This window comes from Phocaeicola faecalis (genome assembly GCF_021730445.1).
Lineage (GTDB): Bacteria > Bacteroidota > Bacteroidia > Bacteroidales > Bacteroidaceae > Phocaeicola > Phocaeicola faecalis.
Genome location: NZ_JADNRM010000001.1, coordinates 927,996 through 949,154 on the forward strand (window position 1 = coordinate 927,996; position 21,159 = coordinate 949,154).

Sequence of the window (21,159 nt, forward strand, 5' to 3'; positions counted from 1 at the left end):
CCGTGGAAATACTCTTTTAAGGCCTCCTTATTATATATCATAACACTAGTATGAAGTTACTAAAATTCTACCCAATCAGTTATTACTGCTTTTTTTATCTGTTTTTCCATCCCCGGTACTTTGATAATATCCCTTTTCCAGATATTCCAAAAGCAGAATAACCAATTGATTAGCAACTACTTATTTTGTTAATACAATATTAACTAACACACGTCTTTATTAAGATAATATTTTATATATTTTCCTTAAAACGGACAGTTAATTTTTTATTTTGGTCTGATGTATCGGTTGAGCTATTGTTTTCAACAACTTTTTGCCAGTCCTTACAGGTGCCTTGATTAATTCCGGTAAGTTATAAGTATATGTAAAGGTATCATAAAAATCGGGATTCTTCTGAGGCAGCAGGAAAGGCTTGCCAAAATGTCCTGTTTCGGAATCAAAATACGCAAAAAACGGACGGGCCCACAAACCATCCAGACGTTTGCTACTGAAAACCAGCCATCGCCCCGTCGAAGACCAAGTATGAAAACTATCTACATTGTCACTATTCACTTCCGTGATATTCCGTACATCACCTGTAGCCAGGTCAAGCAGATACAAATCACTTTCAGGATGCCAGATGGAGAAATTACCGTAATCAGACTGAGTAAATACAAGGAACCTGCCATCCGGTGAAATTCTCGGAAAGGAAACGCTCTTATGGAGTGCCGACGCCTTATAGACACATTCCAATGTATGCAGTTTGGAATGCTCCGCATCAAAATGTATACGGTATAAATCATACCGGATGCTATCCAAAGGCATCCCTTGACGGTATCCTTCTGCACGACAGAAATAAATCTGCTTTCCATCCGGACTCCAGGTCGGAAAAGTCTCCATATACTGTTCACCATAAACCAACGAGTCGGTAAAAGCTTCGTGAGTCTGCACATCATAAACCATCAGGTCGGCAGCCAAATCAGACACCTCTATAGGTTTCCGTCCGGAAGAATGGAAAAACTGCTGTATCTCATTGGCAGAAAAGGCAATATATTTACCGGAAGGATGCCAGGCGGGATAAGTGGCGCCATGCGTGTATTCCTCAGGTTTGGGATTAACCTTCTCAATCTCACCATTCAGGGAAATCAAAGTGCCTCCCTGTTTGCCGCGTACATGAACCATCATTGTATCGGGAGAGTTCCGGTTAAACGTATGGCAGTTAATACATTGCTTCCCAAAATCCCTGTTTTCCGCAATGGGAGTCTGCTCATACGTTGTCAGGTCACGCTGATAAATCCCCATCTCGTTCCAAAGCTCATATCCGGGATAAAGCAGACGATACGCCAAAAAAGGATCTATTTCATGAGCAGATATACTATTTTGAATATCGGCATAACGCATCCATCTGCCATGCTGTTTAACCGTGATTCTAAAATATATTTTTTTGCCGGCAGCTTTTTCCAGCAAGGCCTTCCACTTTTTTTCCGGTATGCGGACTACCGGTTCGTCATCCTGAATCAGCATGTAGCCGCTTTCTTCCCCACATCCTATTTCCGTCTGGAAAGCCTCCCCTTCCTCCTGGATTCTAAAGTTAGGAGGAGCGATATTCATAGGGAAAGTTACATCCGTATAATCAGGATAAACCAATGGTAACCTATCACTCATGCTTTCTGCCTGATGATATTGTGTACATCCGGACAGAAAAACAAGTAATGTATAGTAAAGCAGATTCTGTATTCTCATATAATTTTCCATTAATTAGCTATCACCTTATTGCCATAAGGACTGATATAATTCAAATAAAACCAATATGTATTTCCAAACTCCTTCTGCAAAGTGCCCCACTGCTTGCTTTGCACAAGGCCATAATATCGTTTAAACCGATCTTCCGTTGCCGGGCTTATCTTTATCCCTACCTTTGAAAACTCTTCCTCGCCAACACCTAATTTATAAATATAAAGAGCCTCTTCATAAATGCGAGGAAGTTCCGTATAAGAAAAATGCGACATCAATTTCAAGTTATCCACAAAACGAACCACATGGTTACTCAGTAATAAATTACTCATTAAATACTCAAAAGCCATTTTGTTGGTGCTGTCATTCTCACATAAATATTGCAATTCCGGCCCTATATTCAAGACATTGGCAAACCGTGCCGGAGTATCCACCTTTCCATCCAATGCGTTTCTCAGCCCGGGAACCTTCCCCCCATTTACCAATGACTCAAGCTCCAATGCTGCTTCCCGATAAAAAAGAGATTGTTTTAGCTTATTAATAAAGCGTTGTGCCACTAGCGGGCGGTGGTTTACAATGTTATACCGTGCCAAATTTATCAGGTGGGGGGCTGTCTCTCCCCATACCACCATCGACTCAAACTCCCAGCGTTGTGCTTCATTGATATATCCCAACTCCTCATAGAGAATATGTCCGTATTCACTCTCACGACTGTCGCTGTTCCATGGGAAATAGAGGCCCTTAACTCCCTGTTTTTGTGGATAATCCAACAAACGATAAGGCAGCTGACCTGTATGATAAAGTGCTAAATGATGAAAATAAGAAATAAGCTGGTTGCTGCGTCCGGTCATTAAATATCCGTTAGTATATTCCAATACTTTCTCCCATTCACCGGATTTGACTAACTGTTCTGTTTTCAACATGATACGTTCCCCTCGATTATAAGTGCGAATGAAATAATAATAACCACCTGCAACATAAATCGGCAGTGGAAGTACAATCAATATCAAACGTAAAGTTTTATTAGATATATGCATCCTACGCATAAAAGACAGAGGTAGTCCACGATGTTGTATCATCAACAAAAAAACTATAAAAAAAAACAATAAAAAGATGCTGCCAATTAATAAGGTAAGCGAATGTTCAGCCCGCATAGTGTAAAAGAACAAAGCAAGTGATGGGAGAATAGAAAGATGTAGTAAATCTCTTTTTCCTGTTAGCAAATATAATGCATGGTAGGTTAGCAAATAGACTAACGAGAGTAACAATGCCAATAAAGCACTACCGATAATAGGATAATAAAAGAATTGAATAAAAAAATCAGTGAGATAGCTTATTAATCCCTCCGAATGTACTTGCTGGAGAAAATATTCTTTAGAGAAAAGAAATAAGTGATGTTGTTCGTGATAAAAAATCAGATGAGACAATGCACTTCTATACGCTAAATAGTAAAGAAGAAACAAAATGCCTCCTATTATATAAGTTATTTTTTTATTCATAGAATCTTTTCAGGTTTATCATACTATATGTAATAGGTGGAAGCACGCTCCTGTGCCCCCACCTCTTATACATTTTCCTTTGAAATAAATCAGAATGCTTAATAGCCAGGATTCTGGGTCAGATTCGGATTTAAATTAATTTCACTTTGCGGAACAGGATAAACATAATTATGATCTTCATACTTGCTTCCTGTCAATTGAATATTGTCGCCTTCATACAAGATACAAATCTTTCCATTATCTTTAGGATGTGCTTTATCCGAATCTTCCAAACGATATTTCAAACCTTGGAACGGAGCGTTCAAAACTTCTTTAGCAATACCCCAACGACGGATATCCCATTGCCGCTTACCACCTTCAAGTGCAAATTCCACACGCCATTCATTACGGATACGTTGACGAAGTTCGTCTTGACTACCACAATAAGTAGGTTTGCTTGCATCCGAGTTTTGCAAGATAGGCATACCTACACGTTTACGAACCTGATTAACAGCATCAAAAGCTTCGCTGCTCAATCCATTCAGTTCATTCATTGCTTCGGCGTAAGTCAGTAAAACCTCAGCATAACGGATAACAACACCATCTTTGCCCATATCCCATCCTTGTGATTGTGGATCAATGCTTGGGTCTAACCATTTTTGCTGATAATATCCGGTAGCAGTAGCATCTCGGTTAATGCTGACACCTGTATCCCCACTAGAGGGTAGAGGAGCAACTTTGATAGTAACTCCATACATAACTTCACCATCGTGCAATACATTCACTTCCAAACGCGGGTCACGCTTCTCAAACGGATTTTTTTCATCGTAAATTTTAGATTTGCTGATAGGTGCACCTTCGATATCCTCAAAAGCATCTACCAAGCTCTGAGTGGGATTGATACCGCCCCAACCTAAAGTCGGAAAACATTCCCAACCAATCAGATACGAAGTTTTGTCCGGTGCATTGTATTGATTTACTAAAATAAATTCTTTACAACCATCAGATTTTTCCCAAAATAATTCTTCATATTTTCCGGTATTATTTTTATCATACAGCTCATAAAGCCCCAAATCCATTACTTTCTTTGCATTATCTGCAGCTACTTGCCAATCGCCATAATACAAAGCTGCGCGTGCTTTCATTGCCATTGCCGCACCTTTAGTGATACGTCCATAATCTGATTCCGGCCATGTGGTAGGTAAAAGTTCGATTGCTTTGTCAAAGTCCGCCATTAATTTAGTATAAACTTCAGCTCTCGGAGTACGAGTAATACCTTCCTGGTCAGACAATTCCAACGGTTTGTCAATGTAAGGAACATCACCAAAAGTACGAATCAAATCAAAATATTGGAAAGCGCGGAAGAAATATGTCTGTCCTAATGCTTTATCCTTTTCAGCTTGGTTATAATCCGGAATTTCATCTATTTTGCTCAATATCAAATTGGCTTGTCTGATGTTAGCATAATTTCCACTCCAAGACATATCTTGAGGGTCATAGATACCCTTCGATACATTACCGGCAGCCCATTTGATACCATGCACTGCATTGTCGGAATTGATGTCACCATCTACATCCATAGCACCAGGTAGTCCACCGTACAAGTCGGAAACAATCATTTCTGCATCTTTGGCAGTTTTCCAAAAACTTCCATCCGAGAGTTCCTCCAATGGATAGCGATCCAAGTCAACACAAGAAGTAAATCCCAATAAAACAGTTGAAGCAAGGATATATAAATAGTTCTTTTTCATATTGCATTAATAAGTATTAGAATGAAACTTTAAGTCCTAAAGAAATTTTCTTCACGTTAGAATAGAATGCACCGCGAGTATCGGATGGTGATTCAGGATCTACACCGTCTAGGCCTGAGAAAGTCAACAAGTTTTCACCAGATACAAATACTTTTGCTTTTTCAATGCCTATCTTAGTTAACAGACTTTTGGGTAGATTATATCCTAACGAAATATTCTTCAGACGCACATACGAAGCATCTTCCAACCAGAATGAAGAAGTAACAAAGTTTGTCTGTGAACTCTTAGTTATACGCGGATAGCTAGCATTATGGTTTTCGGGTGTCCAACGATCCAAATGTTTTTTCAATACTTTACCTCCATTATAGAATGCATAAGAAGCCTCACCTGTATAGTAAGCATCTACATCAAATGCACCCTGCCACAACATAGACAAATCAAAATCTTTGTAATATACAGCAAGGTTCAAACCACCAGTCCAACTTGGGAAGTTTTTACCGATAACAGTCTGGTCAGCTGCATTAATCTTACCGTTTCCGTCTCTGTCTACATATTTGATATCTCCCAGCTTTTCGCTTCCCAAGCGCTTAGGATAGTTCTTTAATTCATCTTCGGTATTGAAATATCCGTTAGCTACATATCCATAGAAAGAACCGATAGGATAACCTTCCAAACGCCAATACTTGCCATTGTCCGGGTCAACACCTTCTGTACCGTTCATGTCAGTAATCTCGTTCTTCACATAAGCCACATTGAAATTAATTGCATAGCTCCAATCTTTGTTGATACTGTTATTATGGAAAATACTCAAGTCAAAACCGGTATTTTCTACACTACCTGCATTCTGAGCAGGGGCATCCATACCAATCACTCCTTGAATCGGCAAATACAGCAACATATCATTTGTTTTTTTCTTGTATAAAGAAAGTTCAAATCCAACTTTATTATTCAAGAAACCGGCTTCCAAACCTAATTCATAATTGGTAACAGTTGCCCATTTCAAGTTATTGTTTACATAACGTGATTCGTAAGTGGTAGAATAAAGCGTATTGCCAAACATATAACTGCCATACTTATAAGTAGCTACAGCCGGATAAATATCATCGCTCTTCAACTCTTCATTACCGGTTCTACCCCAACCAAGGCGTAACTTCAAATTGCTTAACCAATCTACGTTGTCTTTAACGAATGCTTCTTCAGAGACTCTCCATCCTGCAGAGAAGGCAGGGAACACACCCCAACGGTTATCTTTAGGAAAGCGGGATGAAGCATCTGTACGAAGATTGGCCTCGAACAAATACTTATTTTCATAATCATATTGGATACGTCCAAAATAAGATTGACGACCAGTGTCATAACCACCGTCTTTATTTGTTTGCGATGATGCATCAAGAGTATTCAATGATTCTTCCAATTCATCATTACCACCGCCAGTACGTTTGGCCTCTGTATATCTATAAGTATAGTCTACTTGTTCAAAACCTGCCAATAAGCCTATGCTGTGTTTACCGAAAGTTTTGTTGTAGTTAACCAATAGCTGAGTGGTATACCAATTCCAATTGTAATAATTGTGTTCACCTTCGCGTTTTCCAGAATCGAAGGTTCCATAACTCCAATGTCTTTTGAATTTGCGAATATCACGATAATCATGTCTTAATGAATATACTCCTTTGATGCTTAATCCTTCAAGCGGAGTGATGTTGATATAAGCTGTTGCATTTAACTGTTGGTCCAACTGGCGGTAAATACCAGTTTTGCCTTGCTGTGCAACCGGATTCTGATATCCGGCATATTCATAATTGCCGTCCTCATCGTAGATACCAATTGTAGGAGAAATACGGTTGACATATTGTAATAAAGAGCCAAACCCCTCAGCCTCATCATTATTCAAACCACGATATGCAGAAGCATTTAATCCTATATTGACCCATTTGGCAACTTTTGAATCTATATTTACACGTCCATTATAACGTTCATAGTTCTTTTCTTGCGAAAGACCGTCCTGATATAAATAACCTAAAGAAGCCATATAAGTAGTATTTTCAGAACCACCATTAATAGAGAGGCTATGTTGAGTTTCTATAGCACTGTTTTTCATAACTTCTTTATACCAATCTATATTGGGGTGACCGATAGGATCTGAACCATCACGGAATTTCTGGATATCGTTTTCCGAATAAGTTAAAGCAGCATTTGGGTTTTCATTAAGTGTTGCTTCATTATATAAGACAGCATAATCAGCAGAGCCTAAGAAATCCAAAGTTGCTGTCGGGCTTGACCAAGATACAGTTCCCGAATAACTAACACGTGCTTTTTGTCCTTTCTTACCCTTTTTAGTGGTAATTACAATAACACCATTGGCGGCCTGCACACCATAAATGGCAGATGAAGCAGCATCTTTCAATACAGAAAGAGATTCAATATCCTGCGGATCAATATTATTCATACTGCCGGGGATACCATCAACAATAACCAACGGACTTGCCGCATTAATTGAATTCTTACCACGAATAGTAATGGTACCTGTCTGTGCACCCGGTGCACCTGATGTTTGAATAGCAGTTACACCAGGCATTTGTCCTGCCATAGCTGCAGAAACACTGGCAACAGAGCGAGATTCTAGAGCTTCTGCATTGATAGAAGCAACAGAACCAGTCAGGTTTGCCTTTTTCTGCACACCATAACCTACTACAACTACTTCATCCAAAGTTTGACTGTCTTCTTTCAAGACCACATTGATTGGCTGACCATTAAATTTAATTTCTTGAGTAAGGTAACCTACATAGGAAACCACAAGAGTGCTTCCTTTAGGTACTCCACTTAAGGTAAAATCACCGTCGATACCGGTAATAGTACCATTGGTTGTGCCTTTTACTACTACGGATGCGCCAATTACAGTTTCACCTGTGGCATCCTTTACAATTCCTTTACAGGTTTCGGTCTGCTGTTCAATAGCATTTGAACTTGCCGTTGCAGGAGCGGAAATTGCGTTCATGCTTCCTGTAGATGCAGCCATAAGGAATAGCAGCATACTGACCGACTTGACTCTCTTTAACATAAAGTATTAATTTAAAGATAATAAATAAGTTACTACCAACGTAGTTCTTCTAGAACTATGTTTTTCAATATGATTTAGATTAATGGCGCAAATATATAATATTTTTAAAAAAGAACAATCATTTTTGAAAATAATCTTTGTTTTTCCGTGTGATTTAACAATCAAACGCTAAAAACATTTAATTAAAGAGCGACTCTAAAGAGACTTAACTATTTAGTTGGTAGAATTTTAGTAATATAATGATAATATATAAAACTCTTTTTACCTACAATATGTATATGAATATCCATGTAAAACCGTTATAAACAGTAATATAATGATAGGGAGATTAATAGAAGCGAATAGAAAATCGGTAGAAATCATGTCTTTTTTTCTCATTTATTGTTACTTACAGCATGAATAAACGATGAACTCATTTAATGTTAGTATTGATTATCAATGATTTATAAACAGCGATAGTTCTAGAAGAACTTATCCTTTTAGAGCTTTGGATTTCAATCAAACACTTTAAAATTCAATATTATGTTAAAACGACTGAAATCAGTTAGCATGTTATTGTTCTTGGGAACTTTCTCTACGGGAACCATTTCTGCTGTTACAGCTTCTGGAGTTAACGCTTCTGCTATCGTACAACAAAATGAAACATGTAAAGGTATTGTAAAAGACGCTACAGGAGAATCCATCATTGGTGCTTCTGTAGTAGTGAAAGGAACCACCAACGGAGCAATTACCGACTTTGAAGGTAATTTTGCCCTAACTAACGTGAAGAAAGGAGATATCATCGTAATCTCCTATGTGGGGTACCAAAAACAAGAAATTAAATGGAACGGCGAATCTCTCAATATTGTGTTGAAAGATGACACTGAAGTTCTGAGTGAAGTGGTTGTCGTAGGTTACGGCACACAGAAAAAGGCCAACCTCTCCGGTGCTGTTGCACAGGTAAACAGTGATGAGTTAACCAATCGCCCTATCTCGAATGTATCAAGCGGTTTGCAAGGGTTGATGCCGGGTGTAACAATTACCGCAGGCCAAGGACGTCCCGGTGAAGACGGAAGCAATATTAGAATCCGCGGTGTAGGAACTTTGAATAATGCATCTCCCTATATCTTGATTGACGGTGTAGAAAGTGGTTCCATGAACGACCTTGACCCGAATGATATTGAAAGTATATCAGTATTGAAAGATGCTTCTTCCGCAGCCATCTATGGTTCTAAAGCATCTAACGGTGTAATTTTGATTACTACTAAACGCGGTAAGACCGGCGCTCCCCGTATCTCATACAACGGCTATGTAGGTATTCAAAATGCAACAGCAACCATTGACCGTGTAAGCTCTGCCGATTATGCCAGACTGTACAACCGTATCGATGATAACAATAATAATCCCCATCGTTATTCAGATGAAGATATCCGCTTGTTTGAGAATGGCTCCGACCCATACGGACATCCTAATACTGACTGGAATGATGCTGCCTATAAAACAGGTGTTCTGCATAAGCACAATGTAAGCATCAACGGTGGTACAGAGAATGCAAGATATATGGCTTCTGTAGGTTATCTGGGACAAACCGGTATTCTTCCCAATTCAGAACGTAGCCAGTTCAACGGACGTATGAACTTAGACGTAGACATAACCAAGAAGTGGCATGTACGCATGAATTTGGCCTATATCAAGAATGACTATAAAGACCCTAACTCAAACTATGGTGGTGGTTCTTCAGACCAGATTATCCGCCAGCTCAATATCTTAAGCCCGATGATTCCCATCAAGAATGAAGATGGAACTTATGGCTCAACCAATGACGGTAACCCGATTGCATGGCTGGATTCTAAATCGACAGTTGATAAATATAATCAGAACTTCACCGGTATGTTGTCTGTTGATTACAAAGTTCTGGATTGTCTTACAGCAACCGTATCGGGAGCTTATGTCAATGATGACCAGCACTACAAAGCTTTCGTGAAGAAAATCAACAATGACCCGGCACAGGCTGCACGTCCCAATAGTTTAACTGAATCATTCAGAAACTGGAACCGTTACAATTTCGATGCTTTGCTGAATTTCGACAAACAGTTAGGTGACCACAATTTAAAGGCAATGTTGGGTTATCATGCAGAAGCATACGATGTACGTTACAATGAAATGTATCGTGAAAACTTTCCGAATAATGAATTGGACGATATGAATGCAGGTGCAACTGCTACTCAGACCAATAGCGGTTTTACACGAGAATTGAACATGTTGTCTTACTTCGGTCGTATCAACTACGATTATAAAGGAAAATATTTGTTCGAAGCCAACTTCCGTGCCGATGCATCTTCTCGTTTTGCTCCGGGTAACCGTTGGGGATACTTCCCTTCATTCTCCGGTGCATGGCGTATCAGTGAAGAATCATTTATGGAAAACTTAAGAGATAGTTGGTTGTCAAGCCTTAAAATTCGCGGTTCTTGGGGCCAGTTGGGAAACCAGGATGCTTTGGGAGACGGCACTCCGACCGGAGGAGACTACTATCCATGGATGAATACATACAACCTCGGCGCCAACTATCCGTTCGGAGGTTCGTTAGTGACAGGATACTATCAAGGTTCATACAAAATGGCTTCTCTTTCTTGGGAAAAAGCTACTACTTGGGGTATTGGTGTAGACTTCATTTTATTCAATAAGCTGACCGGTTCTATTGACTACTACAACAGAAAGACCACCGATATCATCATGAATGTCGCTGTACCTAAAGAATTTGCCTTGGGCGCATACAAAGACAATGTAGGTGCAATGAAGAATAGCGGTATTGAAGTTCAGTTAGCCTACAACGACACATGGAACGATTGGACTTTCGGTGTTTCAGGAAACTTTGCCTACAACAAGAATACCATTGAGAACTTGGGTGGTGTAGACCGTATGGCTGACGGCAGTTTTATGCGCGAAGTAGGTTCTCCTATCAATTCATGGTTCGTATATCGTACAGACGGATTCTTCCAGTCTGATGAAGAAGCTGCTGCATGGCAAGCAAAATACTCTGCTATGGACGGATATCCTTTCGGACAAGATTTCAAAGCAGGTGACTTACGTTATGTAGATGCAAACGGTGACGGTAAGATTTCAGCAGATGACCGTGAGCTTTATAGAACCAAAGACCCGAAATTCACATTTGGCTTCAATATTAATGTCGGTTATAAGAACGTAGACTTATCAATGAACTTCAATGGTGCAGCCGGTGTAGGATATGCATTTACCAAAGAAGCATTCGGTGAATTCTCCGGTAGTGCGGGACATCCGTCAACTGCTTGGCTGGATAGCTGGACACCCGAAAACAAAAATGCAAGCATGCCACGCGTAGCTGAAGCTCGTGTATCACCAAGTGAAGCATCTAATGTACTTTCTGATTTCTGGATTATGGACACAAGCTATCTCCGCATGAAAACCATTCAGTTAGGCTATACATTCCCTAAAAATTGGTTAGAAAAATGGGGTATTCAAAATCTGCGTGTATACTATTCAGCAGAAAACTTGCTGACATTTGACGATATGCCAATTAATGTAGACCCGGAAACAGTCAGTGAACGTCTGTCCAGTTATCCTTTGAATAAGACACATTCATTCGGAGTTAACATTACATTCTAAACCTTTTATAATCAATTAATTAATATAGAACAATATGAAACGTTTATCAACATATTTATTAGCAGGTATCGCATTGCTTTCTGCTTCATGTTCAGATTTTCTGGATACGGCTCCGAAAGATGCCCTTTCTCCTGCAACAACCTGGAAAACAGAGATTGACGCCGAGAGTTTTGTAGTAGGTTGCTACAATGGATTATTAGATCCCTACGCCCTTCTATATTTAGACTGCGGTTCCGATATAGGATATAACAACTTCACATGGGAAGGATGGCGTCCTTGGGGCGACGGTTCTTTATCAAGTGGAACAACCGGTGCTTCTTTCTATGACTTTGCCATTATCCGCCGTTGCAATACAGTGTTAGAAAACATCGACAATGTAGAATTCACCACTGCGGGCAAAAAAGAAGAGCTGATTGCCGAAGCCAAAGCCATCCGTGCCTATAGCTATTTCATTATGAACTGGTGGTATGGCGGTGTACCCATTATCGGTTCTTATACTACGGCCGAAGAAGCACAGGTACCGCGTAATACGGAAGCAGAAGTACGCGAACAAATTGCACAGGACTTGGACGATGCACTTACAGCCATCAACACCACTCCGGCAGCACGCGGACGTATTGCCAAAGGAGCTGTTCTGGCTACCAAAATGCGCGAAGCACTGTATTACGGTGACTGGCAGAAAGCAAAAGATGCAGCTCAGGCTATTATCGATTTAAAACAATACGAATTGGATTCCGATTATGAAAACTTATTCAAACTGACAGGTATAGATTCTAAAGAAATCATATTGGCAGACCAGCGTCTTGAAAATGTCTTTGCGTTAGACCTTATTGGTCACATGTATAATAATGAGGATGCAGGATGGTCTTCAATTGTTCCCACACAGAACTTGGTCGACATGTATGAAATGGACAATGGCTTGACAAAAGAAGAAGCTGCAGACTATTATGATGCCAAACATCCTTTTGCCAATCGTGACCCGCGTATGGATATGAGTATCCTTTATCCCGGACAAGAATGGAGAGGAAAGATATTGAATACATTGGATGAGAAATTGGCTGATGGTTCAAAGAACAAAAACTTTCCTACCTACACGGACAATGCCTCAAAAACAGCTTTAACATGGGCTAAATACCTTGATCCGTATGAGCAGTATTCAAATCCGGAGAACTCTGCCGCCTGTGTTATCGTATTCCGTTATGCAGAAGTACTGTTAAGTTGGGCAGAAGCCGAAAACGAATTAAACGGCCCATCAGACCAGGTGTACAACTATATCGACCAGATTCGTGAACGCGTAGGTATGCCTAAAGTAGTCAGAACAAAATATGACACTCAGGATAAATTACGTGAGTTAATCCGTCGTGAGCGTTGCGTAGAATTTGCAGGTGAAGGTTTGCGCCGTGCAGATATCCTGCGTTGGAAAGATGCCAGTGGCAAGATGTTGGCAGAAACTTTAATGAACGGTGATTTAAAACGTATTACCGGTACTATCAATTATAGTGAAACCGATCCTTACAAACGTGCAGAAGTTACAGGAACAGCAACAATTGAACCACGTAAGTTTGCTCCGAAGAACCGTTATTTACCATTCTCTCAAACTGATGTACTTGATAAGAATCCGAATATCAAACAGAATCCCGGATATTAATCTATCATAACAGAGAAAAATAACATTCATAGAAAAAGGGAGTGTGCCAAAACTAAACCGGTCTATCCCATCGTCAGCTGTAGGGGCAGGGTTTGCCTGCCCGAAGACACAAAGCAAACTGTTTTCGGGCGAGCGAACCTCGCCCCTACGAACTTAACGACAGTATTATTCACATTTTGACACACTCTTTTTCTATGACAGCACGACTTAAACTATCTCTTTTCCGAAAGGAGTAAGTGCCAATCCTGCTAACTTGAAATGTTGCAAACCAAATGGAATACCGATAATGGTGATGCATAATAACAGTCCGAAAGCCAAATGGGACAAACTTATCCAGATACCTCCTACCAATATCCAAAGTATATTCATCAAAACACTCAAACAACCGTCACCGCCGGGACAGCTACGCACTTGCATACCAAACGGACAGAGTGCCAGAACAGACAGCTTCAAAGTCTGTAAACCAAAAGGAATACCGACAATGGTAACCATCAACAACAGGCTGGCTATAATGTATTCGATGCAAATAAACAGCCCGCCCAAAACAATCCACAATATATTCATTACTACATTCATACGGCAAATATAAAAACATTATTCATCTTTCAGTGCTTCCACAGGAGATATTTTACTGATATTATAAGCCGGTATCCATACCCCAATCCATGTTACCGCCATCATAACAAGATACACAATCACCGACACTATCAAAAAATGAATTGCAAAATGATTAGTAATATAACGCATATTATCACTAGGTGCCATACTCGACAACACATAAAATCCATCTTTCAGCACCCATTGGAAATAAAAAAGACAACCTATCAGTACTGCTATTGTGGTCAACACACCGGCTTCACCCAACAATAAAAGACGAATACGTCTGGGAGATGCCCCATAAGACAGCCTTACTCCCATTTCCTCCCGACGTGTACGGGTACTCAACCAAAATGTCCCGCTGACCCCTAAAAACAAGTTCACCAGAAAAAAATAACAAAGGGCATATTTAATACGAATCTCACTGGTAGCCCCCTCTTTCAGGTCACTCTGTTCACGTACTTTACTGAAAGGTTCAATCTTGCTGACAAACAATCTTCCCACTGCCAAATACTCTTCCATCCAAGGAATAAATTCCTCTATGAAGCGAGTTTCCACTACTCCGGGTTTTGTACGGGCAAAGACAATCAAGCCTCCATCGTAAGCCCATGACGGAATGCCGTCGGTATGTGCATTGAGACGGAGATAATAAGGCTGCATACAATTTTTCATTTTGACCGGTTGCATCAATGCCACTACCTTCAGAGGAATACTATCTCTCACATAAACCACACCTCCGGTCAAATCTTTATCGGGCGAAAGGCAAGCGGCGGCATCTGAAGTCATCAAGATACTGTTCACTGTATATTCGGCATTTTCAAGGCTTTCCCACGTACCGTCTTTAGCCGAACGTATGCGCCAGGTTTGAAAGAAATCGGTGTGCGGAACAAAATTCATAAAGGCGACACGGACACTCATTGTATCCAAAGTAAGATTATTGAAACTATTTCCACGCGAACAAGGATAATGGTTATTGAGTACATAAGTAGCCGACTCGATTTGTTCATGGCTTCGGAGCCGTTCCATCAATTGCCGGAAATCTTCCGGGCGGATCTCTTCATCGGAAGGAACCACAGAAAGCTGAAGCCTGTACAATCCGTCCGCCTCATATCCGTCAGGAATCGACTTGTTATAGAAAATAACAAATAAAGGATCGACCACCATCCAGCATACAATGGTAATGACAATCAACTCCAACAATATCCATACATTACGCTTACGCGAGTTCCAAAGGTTTCTAAATATATGATGCAACATAACCTCTTATTTTTGTTTATTAATGGAATACACAATATCTTTTCGCAGAGAAAGATACGCCGGGATAACGGCTGAAAGCAAATTTATCACCACACATATCAGGAAGGTCACTATAAACAGAACAGGATTGAACAGCATTTGGGGAGTTATGCTCACGCCTACCCCATCAGGTAATGCCGCTACATTGTCGTCCAGCAAAGTAAGCAACCAATTTTTAGACAATAGCACCATCCCATAAGATATAACCAACCCCAAACAACCGCCAATAACAGTCAAGATTAGATTCTCCCAGATTATTTGTGAAAACAATACATGAGACGTTGCTCCAAATGCTTTTCTCACTCCTATCTCGGGCAAACGTTTTTCCATCCGTCCCGATATCATACCTGATAAGTTCAATGCCGGCACTAACAACAGCATCAGCAGAATAACCCCTATCTGACGGAAAATCTTCATAAAATCCAAATCCGTCATAGAGTCCACACGGAATAATGTTTTCCAGTAAGCGTAAGGCTGTCCGTGCCAAAGCAGTTTATAACCATCATGAGAAATAGCATTAAACTTTCGGGTAAATTCATCGACTTGGGCTTTTATGCCACCAAAATCAGAAGACGAATGTGCCAAGATGACTACTTCATAAGCACCTAGCGCATCGTATTGATTATACTTATCATACCCTGGAAAACAAGTATATGGAATCCATACCTGTGCATAACTCAGTTCCGTGGCATAACTGGGTGTCTTGACTACTCCGCATATTTTGTACTCCACAAAATCTATCGTAAGATACTTTCCCACAACCTTCGAAGTATTAAAAATCCGTTGCGCCACTTCCTCTGAAATGACAATGTGATGAATGCCGCTGGCAAAATCGGATTCGCTAAACGGAACTCCATCTATAAAGTGAAAGTCGAAAACCTTCCAAAAGGCAACATCCACTGCTTTTTGTACGACCGGTATGCGATGTTTGGAAGAAGGCAACTGAGCATAACCATCTCCTGCCACATAAGTTCCTATAGCCGAAACAGCCTCTGTACCTTTCAGATTATAAAAAAAGTCTTTCACTATATGGTAGGCTATCAAACCGGTCGAATTAGAACTGGGATCATCGACATTCTGCATATGCACATCCGATATGACCATCATCCGCGAACGATTAGTTTCCGGATAAATCCCTGCTACCTTTATATAATAGATAACGACTAATAACATGACCATCGATATGGCTAATCCGGTTCCAAGTATATAGAAACCACTGAACAATGGATTCTGCCTGATTAAGTGAAGAGCTTGATTAAAATACTTTCTTATCATAATATGCACATAATTGATTCACTTTCTCAAAACAAAGTATGTGCCACAGCAATATCGTTTTGATAATCAAAACGATACATTTAAAGCCAATGTCCGAAAACGGACACTTTACGTAAAATCGAACAAATGCCACATTCTTTTATGAGATGCCTCAACGAATAGTCATGCATTTCAATTCCTCCAGTGAGCCATTGAATATGTTCAAATCTACTTTTTCCCTAATACCGGGAAGTGTACCCACATCTGTATGCTGCCAGAATTTCCAATTACCTTTATATTCCACCGAATCGACATAATAATGAGCAATCCAATAAGGATAAGAATCAAATATAGAATCATTGAGGTAACGAGTCTTGAATTTATAAGAAGTGTAAAGGATAGGCTTCACTTTATAATGTCTCTCTATTCTATCCAGCCATATTTTTAAATCCCGACGAAGAGTTCGGGCGTCATCTCCACGTTTTTCAATATCGAGTACGGGAGGCAAATCACCCGCATCCAGCTTTACGGAATTGATAAAGAAATCAGCTTGACGAACCGGATCTGTTTTCGGATTATAGAAATGATAAGCCCCTCGAATAAACCCATAAACCTTGGCTGAATCAAAATTTTCCTGAAAAACACGATCGCCATAATCTCCGCCTTCGGAAGCTTTCATAAAGATGAAATGAATAGGGAATTGACTTTGGCGGGTCTGCGTCAGCCGTTGCCAGTCAATATTTCCCTGATAATGGGATATATCAATACCATGAATATGAAAACCGGCCGGCATACACACACCGTATGCTTTCAAACCATAACAAGGTTTCCAACGGTAAGAATAAGGACGGATAAAAAAATAGAAGAAAGCACTTAAAAACACAACGGTAATCACCCCCATCAGGATATAATAAAGCCAAGTTGGAATTTCCCATTTCTTGATAACCTTCTTTTTATGGGGCGAAGCACCTTTTTTCCGCGGTTTGCGCGGAGAAGAAGAAGATTTCCGGGAAGTCGTCTTGCGTGGTTTGTTCACCACCGATATGGGCGGTTGCTTACTCATTTAGTGTTGATATATACCGAATTATTTAAAGCAAGGGCGAACTGAATTCCCCCGAAAACACACCATAAAGTGTATTCGAGCGAAAACACCTCGCCCCTACAGTATTAATATTTCTATAAATTATTTACCTTGTTCCAACTGCAGAGTCTTAGTCGGCTCGTCACAAACTTCTGTAGGACCGAAGTACTGGATAGGACCCGGATATACATAGTCTGTTTCAGCAGCCCACTTGTCACGCTGTGAAGCGAACTTCTTGAAAGGAGCACCGTCCAGTTTCACCAAGGCTTTCTGGATAACCGGTTTCATTTCGCCATGACGACGTTCCATATTCATCATCATTGTGATAGGCACACCACCTGCAATCCATTCTGCTGCAGGAGCTGTCGTGTTGCGAACTGAAGACATATAGCCGGTCTTACCGTTAGCAATCAACATAGATGCAGTGTAACCCAATGAATAGCAATAGTCAGCATCGAAGTTTGACGGAGCAGCGCAACGTCCTTCGTAACCGAAGAAGTGGTGCTGAGCAGCAAACTTACCAACATACTTGCCTTCTTCTTTCCACTGTGCCAACTTAGTAGCCACCATTTCAGACAACAGTTTTTCTGTTTCAATCAATGATACCTGTACGTTTCCGTGCGGGTCACGGTCTAATGACAACTGACGGGCAACACCTTCGGGCAGTGAAGCATAGATAGCCGAGTTTTCTTTAGACAACTTAGAAATGATATATTCACGTTGATGAGATTTCTTAATCAAAGCAAATTCCGCAGCATTAGCAGCCAGGAAGTCGTTCAATTCAGCAATCAGTCTCTTCATGGCAGGAATAAACTCTACCAAACCTTCAGGAATCAATACTGTACCGAAGTTGTTACCCTGAGCAGCACGGTCGGCTACAATCTGAGCGATGTAAGTTACTACATCATCCAAAGACATATCTTTAGCTTCAACTTCTTCAGAAATGATACATACGTTAGGCTGAACCTGCAAAGCACATTCCAAAGCGATGTGAGAAGCCGAACGTCCCATCAATTTAATGAAGTGCCAGTATTTACGTGCAGAGTTACAGTCACGCTGGATGTTACCGATAACTTCGGCATAAGTCTTACAAGCAGTATCGAAACCGAAAGAAGTTTCAATCATTTCGTTCTTCAAGTCACCGTCGATAGTCTTCGGACAACCGATAACCTGTACGCCACAATTCTTGGCTGCATAATATTCTGCCAATACGCAAGCGTTGGTGTTAGAGTCATCACCACCGATGATTACCAATGCCTTAATGCCCAGTTCTTTGATAATTTCCAAACCTTTATCAAACTGTTCTACTTTTTCCAGTTTGGTACGTCCCGAACCGATAATATCAAAACCACCGGTATTGCGGTATTCGTCAATGATATCAGCAGTCAGCTCCATGTAGTTATGGTCAACCAAACCACCGGGGCCCAAGATGAAACCAAACAATTTACTGTCTTTGTTCAGCGCCTTGATACCGTCGAACAAACCTGAAATCACATTGTGTCCGCCGGGAGCCTGTCCACCGGACAGAATTACACCTACATTGATAGCAGGCAGATTAACAGCTTCGCCTTCAACGAACTGTATCAACGGCATTCCGTATGTGTTAGGGAACAATGCTTTGATAGCTTCCTGGTCAGCTACAGACTGTGTAGGTTCACCTTCCTTAACTTTAACTGCGCCTTTCAACGCTTTAGGAAGTTTGGGCTGATAAGCAGCTCTGGCAATTTGTAATGCACTTTTAGTCATATTCTATTATTCTATTTAAAGGTGTATAAACTCATTTAGAAATCACGTGCAAATTTCGCTCTTTTTTCGCAAATATGAAAACGTATACAAATAAAAATGCTAACTTTACCGCGAAATTAGATTTTTGTATTAACTTAAAAACATTACAATTATGGCAAGTAGAAGAAATTTAAAGAAAAAAATAACCTATATAGCAAGTGATTTATTTTTTGCTACCCTGATGGAAGGTGTTAACCGTGAAGCTGTTATCCATGCAATACACAATGTATTGGCATTGATTCCACGTATCAGCCACACCGAACCGGGCAATGTAAAAGGTTTCTATAAGAAACTGCACGAAGACCTGGACAAAGAAATAAAAATAGTGGCAGACGAAATGGATAAGGCATCAAAAGCATAACACTGATAAAAAGAATGAAGAAAGCTATTTGTAGTTTTATCTACTACAAACTATTGGGGTGGAAGACCAAAGTCTCTGTTCCCGATTATGACAAATACATTATTTGTGCAGCCCCGCATACCACCAATTGGGATTTGTTTATCGGCAAATTATTCATGGGAGCAATTGGTCGCGAGACAGGCTTCATGATGAAAAAAGACTGGTTTTTTTGGCCTTTAGGCCCCATCTTCCGTTGGATGGGGGGAATTCCGGTAGACCGCAGCCGCAAAACCTCATTAGTAGACCAAATGATTAACATTGCCAAATCAAGCAAGAAATTTCATTTGGCCATTACTCCAGAAGGCACACGCAAAGCAAATCCGAACTGGAAAAAAGGTTTTTATTACATTGCTCAAGGAGCCGGTTTGCCCATCATATTAGTAGGTATAGATTACGAAAAGAAATGTATCACTGCTGAAAAGGTGATTCACCCAAGCGGGGATTTAGAGAAAGATATGCGTGATATTAAATTGTATTATAAGAATTTCAAAGGAAAACATCCCGAAAATTTCAGTATCGGAAAAGTAGAATAATCTTTTCTCTTCTAAAAAAGAACGTACCACAATGACATGAATGGCATATTTCATAGTAATTGTGGTACGTTTTTATAATGACACTAAAAAAAACTCTGTTCAGAATTTACAATACAATAACTTTTACTACATTTACACCCACATAACACTTCATGAACAGGACAAATGGACAGAAAGTTTTTTCTTATTGCAATTCTTGCAGCTGCTTGCCACTTAGGTTCCCAAGCACAAAGCTACCTTCCTCTGAAAAACAGTTTTTCATTCGGAAGCGGTATTGCCGGAGGTATTTCGAATAGTAAAGGAGACTATATGGACATTACAAACAATCCTGTATGTTATAATCTGAGTGCAGAATTTAGACATTATTACACACCGACTGTAGGTTTAGGAATCTCTTATGATTATATAGGCAGCAGCAAGTATAAAAGTAAAATGTACAGCCACTATATTGCGCCCACTTTAACCTTTCGTGGTCTATGGGCAAACGGAAAACAAGGCTTTTGGGGATCGGGAGGTATGGGCTATCTCCATTATAATGATGAATTATACAGTAAACAGTATGGAAACAGCACTTTCAGTAAAGGTTATTTCGCTATTTCTTTGACTTTAGGATATGAATTTGCAGTGGCTCCCGGCATCGCAATGCAGATAAAAGGTGGCATGATTATGGCCGACTGGCATGCCAATCCGGACTATACTCCTAAATGGAACAGAGATGATCCCAATGTATATCAAAGTATTTTTGATAACAACCTAAGTTATTTTTCTATAGGGTTAGGATTTATATTTGGCAAATAAAGGAGTCCATTTTTTATTTGCCGCGTTTAAAAGAAGTGCATGAATAATAACAGCAGTAAACTTTTTCCTAAATCTGTAAGAAAAAAGCTTAGTGGTGACTTCATGCTTCCATCCTTCAAATCATCATTTTCAATCCTCACATCCTT

14 protein-coding genes are annotated in these 21,159 nt (G+C 40.1%); 5 read left to right on the forward strand and 9 right to left on the reverse strand.

The features are described from left to right. Nucleotides 1–258 precede the first annotated feature (258 nt). The 4 genes from IR173_RS03895 to IR173_RS03915 all read right to left on the reverse strand — a co-directional run bounded on the left by IR173_RS03895 (nucleotide 259) and on the right by IR173_RS03915 (nucleotide 7,973). The gene (locus IR173_RS03895; protein ID WP_237038357.1) at nucleotides 259–1,722 is read right to left on the reverse strand and encodes a TolB family protein; all 1,464 of its coding nucleotides are present in this window, start codon (nucleotides 1,720–1,722) and stop codon (nucleotides 259–261) included. An 11-nt stretch (nucleotides 1,723–1,733) separates the two neighbouring features. Then, on the reverse strand, nucleotides 1,734–3,212 hold the full coding sequence (locus tag IR173_RS03900) for a DUF6057 family protein (protein ID WP_262914265.1): 1,479 nt from the start codon (nucleotides 3,210–3,212) through the stop codon (nucleotides 1,734–1,736). 98 nt (nucleotides 3,213–3,310) lie between these two features. Further along, the gene (locus IR173_RS03910; RefSeq protein ID WP_237038358.1) at nucleotides 3,311–4,942 is read right to left on the reverse strand and encodes a RagB/SusD family nutrient uptake outer membrane protein; all 1,632 of its coding nucleotides are present in this window, start codon (nucleotides 4,940–4,942) and stop codon (nucleotides 3,311–3,313) included. Between the two features lie 16 nt (nucleotides 4,943–4,958). Further along, complete coding sequence (locus IR173_RS03915; protein ID WP_394800639.1) at nucleotides 4,959–7,973, reverse strand: SusC/RagA family TonB-linked outer membrane protein; 3,015 nt, start codon at nucleotides 7,971–7,973, stop codon at nucleotides 4,959–4,961. A 549-nt stretch (nucleotides 7,974–8,522) separates the two neighbouring features. Here IR173_RS03915 and IR173_RS03920 point away from each other — a divergent pair. Both IR173_RS03920 and IR173_RS03925 read left to right on the forward strand, forming a co-directional pair. After that, entirely contained in the window at nucleotides 8,523–11,621 is a 3,099-nt protein-coding gene (locus IR173_RS03920; RefSeq protein WP_237038359.1) for a SusC/RagA family TonB-linked outer membrane protein, read from the forward strand. Nucleotides 11,622–11,655: 34 nt separating this feature from the next. Beyond that, entirely contained in the window at nucleotides 11,656–13,269 is a 1,614-nt protein-coding gene (locus IR173_RS03925) for a RagB/SusD family nutrient uptake outer membrane protein (RefSeq protein ID WP_237038360.1), read from the forward strand. A 207-nt stretch (nucleotides 13,270–13,476) separates the two neighbouring features. Here the strand turns inward: IR173_RS03925 and IR173_RS03930 are convergent, their stop codons facing one another. The 5 genes from IR173_RS03930 to IR173_RS03950 form a co-directional block, all read right to left on the reverse strand. After that, entirely contained in the window at nucleotides 13,477–13,845 is a 369-nt protein-coding gene (locus tag IR173_RS03930; RefSeq protein ID WP_237038361.1) for a YccF domain-containing protein, read from the reverse strand. 18 nt (nucleotides 13,846–13,863) lie between these two features. After that, nucleotides 13,864–15,123, reverse strand: coding sequence for an ABC transporter permease (locus IR173_RS03935; RefSeq protein WP_237038362.1), 1,260 nt, complete (start codon nucleotides 15,121–15,123; stop codon nucleotides 13,864–13,866). A gap of 6 nt (nucleotides 15,124–15,129) precedes the next feature. Then, nucleotides 15,130–16,437: an ABC transporter permease gene (locus IR173_RS03940; RefSeq protein ID WP_237038363.1), complete on the reverse strand. Its 1,308-nt coding sequence runs from the start codon at nucleotides 16,435–16,437 to the stop codon at nucleotides 15,130–15,132. A gap of 151 nt (nucleotides 16,438–16,588) precedes the next feature. Continuing rightward, nucleotides 16,589–17,479: a glycoside hydrolase family 25 protein gene (locus IR173_RS03945; RefSeq protein ID WP_237038364.1), complete on the reverse strand. Its 891-nt coding sequence runs from the start codon at nucleotides 17,477–17,479 to the stop codon at nucleotides 16,589–16,591. A gap of 120 nt (nucleotides 17,480–17,599) precedes the next feature. Further along, complete coding sequence (locus IR173_RS03950) at nucleotides 17,600–19,243, reverse strand: diphosphate--fructose-6-phosphate 1-phosphotransferase (RefSeq protein ID WP_237038365.1); 1,644 nt, start codon at nucleotides 19,241–19,243, stop codon at nucleotides 17,600–17,602. Between the two features lie 151 nt (nucleotides 19,244–19,394). Here IR173_RS03950 and IR173_RS03955 point away from each other — a divergent pair, with 151 nt between their 5' ends. The 3 genes from IR173_RS03955 (at nucleotide 19,395) to IR173_RS03965 (ending at nucleotide 21,013) form a co-directional block, all read left to right on the forward strand. Continuing rightward, entirely contained in the window at nucleotides 19,395–19,643 is a 249-nt protein-coding gene (locus IR173_RS03955; RefSeq protein WP_237038366.1) for a hypothetical protein, read from the forward strand. 14 nt (nucleotides 19,644–19,657) lie between these two features. Next, nucleotides 19,658–20,215, forward strand: coding sequence for a lysophospholipid acyltransferase family protein (locus IR173_RS03960; protein ID WP_237038367.1), 558 nt, complete (start codon nucleotides 19,658–19,660; stop codon nucleotides 20,213–20,215). Nucleotides 20,216–20,380: 165 nt separating this feature from the next. After that, a complete protein-coding gene (locus IR173_RS03965; RefSeq protein ID WP_237038368.1) occupies nucleotides 20,381–21,013 on the forward strand; it encodes a hypothetical protein in 633 nt (210 codons plus the stop codon). The last annotated feature ends 146 nt before the right edge of the window (nucleotides 21,014–21,159 follow it).

Bases quoted from the DNA above. Each gene is read 5' to 3' on its own strand.
- IR173_RS03915 (WP_394800639.1), bottom strand. From the start codon at position 7,973: ATGCTGCTATTCCTTATGGCTGCATCTACAGGAAGCATGAACGCAATT.
- IR173_RS03920 (WP_237038359.1), top strand. From the start codon at position 8,523: ATGTTAAAACGACTGAAATCAGTTAGCATGTTATTGTTCTTGGGAACT.
- IR173_RS03960 (WP_237038367.1), top strand. From the start codon at position 19,658: ATGAAGAAAGCTATTTGTAGTTTTATCTACTACAAACTATTGGGGTGG.
- IR173_RS03950 (WP_237038365.1), bottom strand. From the start codon at position 19,243: ATGACTAAAAGTGCATTACAAATTGCCAGAGCTGCTTATCAGCCCAAA.
- IR173_RS03965 (WP_237038368.1), top strand. From the start codon at position 20,381: ATGGACAGAAAGTTTTTTCTTATTGCAATTCTTGCAGCTGCTTGCCAC.
- IR173_RS03935 (WP_237038362.1), bottom strand. From the start codon at position 15,123: ATGTTGCATCATATATTTAGAAACCTTTGGAACTCGCGTAAGCGTAAT.
- IR173_RS03945 (WP_237038364.1), bottom strand. From the start codon at position 17,479: ATGAGTAAGCAACCGCCCATATCGGTGGTGAACAAACCACGCAAGACG.
- IR173_RS03930 (WP_237038361.1), bottom strand. From the start codon at position 13,845: ATGAATGTAGTAATGAATATATTGTGGATTGTTTTGGGCGGGCTGTTT.
- IR173_RS03895 (WP_237038357.1), bottom strand. From the start codon at position 1,722: ATGAGAATACAGAATCTGCTTTACTATACATTACTTGTTTTTCTGTCC.
- IR173_RS03910 (WP_237038358.1), bottom strand. From the start codon at position 4,942: ATGAAAAAGAACTATTTATATATCCTTGCTTCAACTGTTTTATTGGGA.
- IR173_RS03925 (WP_237038360.1), top strand. From the start codon at position 11,656: ATGAAACGTTTATCAACATATTTATTAGCAGGTATCGCATTGCTTTCT.
- IR173_RS03900 (WP_262914265.1), bottom strand. From the start codon at position 3,212: ATGAATAAAAAAATAACTTATATAATAGGAGGCATTTTGTTTCTTCTT.
- IR173_RS03940 (WP_237038363.1), bottom strand. From the start codon at position 16,437: ATGATAAGAAAGTATTTTAATCAAGCTCTTCACTTAATCAGGCAGAAT.
- IR173_RS03955 (WP_237038366.1), top strand. From the start codon at position 19,395: ATGGCAAGTAGAAGAAATTTAAAGAAAAAAATAACCTATATAGCAAGT.